Origin of the sequence: Micromonospora sp. NPDC049374 (assembly GCF_040677165.1) — a bacterium.
Taxonomy (GTDB): Bacteria; Actinomycetota; Actinomycetes; order Mycobacteriales; family Micromonosporaceae; genus Micromonospora.
This window is the reverse complement of the sequence record NZ_JBFAQH010000045.1, coordinates 1-1,749: the sequence shown is the minus strand read 5'-3', so window position 1 is coordinate 1,749 and position 1,749 is coordinate 1. Positions and strand designations below refer to the sequence as shown.

Below are 1,749 nucleotides of genomic sequence, written 5' to 3'. Positions count from 1 at the left end.
ATGGTCGAGTTGTTTGACGGGCGGGGTTGTCCGGCTGGGTTGCAGGGTGTGTTGGTGGTGGCTGCGGATTTGTTTGATGTGTCTTCGGCGCAGCGGTTTGCGGGGTGGTTTGTTCGGGTGTTGGGGGTGGTGTCTGCGGCGGCGCAGGTGCGGGTGCGTGGTGTGGATTTGTTGGATGGCGGGCAGCGTGCGCGGGTGTTGTCTGGTTGGAATGACACGGCGGTTGAGGTGCCGGCTGGGTCGTTGTCGGTGTGGTTTGCGGCGCAGGTGGTCAGGACGCCGGATGCGGTTGCGGTGGTTGCCGGTGGTGAGTCGGTGACGTATCGGGAGTTGGATGCGGCGGCGGGTCGGGTGGCGTGTTTGTTGTCTGATCGTGGTGTCGGCGTGGAGTCGGTGGTGGGGCTGTGTCTGCCGGGTGGGGTCGAGATGATCGCGGCGATCCTTGGGGTGTGGCGGGTGGGTGCGGCGTATCTGCCGGTTGATGGGGGGTTGCCGGCGGAGCGGGTGGAGTTCATGTTGGCCGATGCTGGCGTCGGTGTGGTGTTGGCGCGGCGGGACGGGTTGGTGGGCGTCGCTGACGGTGTGGCTGGGGTGCTGGCGGGTGTGCCGGTGTTGTGGTGGGACGAGTCGTTGTCGTTGGTTGATGCGCCGGTGGTGTCGGTGGCGGTGCCGCCGTCGGGGTTGGCGTATGTGATGTATACGTCTGGTTCGTCGGGGCGGCCGAAGGGTGTGGCTGTCACGCATGGGTCGTTGGCGAACTATGTGTTCTCGGTGGGGCCGCGGTTGGGTTGGGGTGCGGCGGGGGCTCGGTATGCGTTGTTGCAGCCGCAGGTGACTGATCTGGGTAACACGACGGTGTTCGTCAGTTTGGTGACTGGTGGGCAGTTGCATGTGTTGGGTGCGGATGTGGTGGTGGATCCGGAGGCGGTGGCTGGTTATCTGGCGGCTTGGCGGATCGATTTTGTGAAGGTGGTGCCGTCGCATCTGGCGGCGTTGTCCGGTGCGGGTTTGGCTGAGGTGTTGCCGGCTGGTTCGGTGGTGCTTGGTGGTGAGGCGGCTGCTGCTGAGTGGGTGGCGGATGTGGTGGCGGTGGCTGGTGATCGGCCGGTGTTCAACCATTACGGGCCGACGGAGACCACGATTGGTGTGGCGACGGGCAGGTTGTCGGCGGGTGGGGTGGTGCCGATTGGTACGCCGATCGCCAATACCCGGTTTTATGTTTTGGATGATGCGTTGGCGCCGGTTCCGCCGGGGGTGGCCGGTGAGTTGTATGTGGCCGGTGCGGGGTTGGCTCGTGGTTATGTGGGTCGGCCGGGGTTGACGGGGCAGCGGTTTGTGGCTTGTCCGTACGGGTCCGGGGAGCGGATGTATCGGACCGGTGACCTTGTCCGTTGGACGGCTGATGGTCAGGTGGTCTTCCTGGGCCGGGTCGATGAGCAGGTCAAGATTCGGGGTTTCCGGATCGAGTTGGGTGAGATCGAGGCCGTGCTGGCCAGCCATCCGGAGGTGGCGCAGGCTGCGGTGCTGGCACGGGAGGACATCCCGGGGGATCGGCGGTTGGTGGCCTATGTGGTCGCGACCGCAACGGCGGATCGCGGTGGGCAGCAGTTCGGGCAGGCCGCCGGGCTGCGTGAGTACGCCGCGCGGCGGCTGCCTGAGTACATGGTGCCCTCCGCGGTGGTCACGCTCGACCGGCTACCACTGACCGCCACCGGCAAACTCGACCGGCAGGCGTTGCCGGCGCCGGAG

The 1,749-nt window shown here is 66.2% G+C and carries 1 protein-coding gene; it reads left to right on the top strand.

Annotated features, from left to right (window positions below):
• Nucleotides 1-54: 54 nt before the first annotated feature.
• On the top strand, nucleotides 55-1,749 hold a 1,695-nt coding region (locus tag AB0J93_RS30075; RefSeq protein ID WP_363925731.1), incomplete at its 3' end, for an amino acid adenylation domain-containing protein.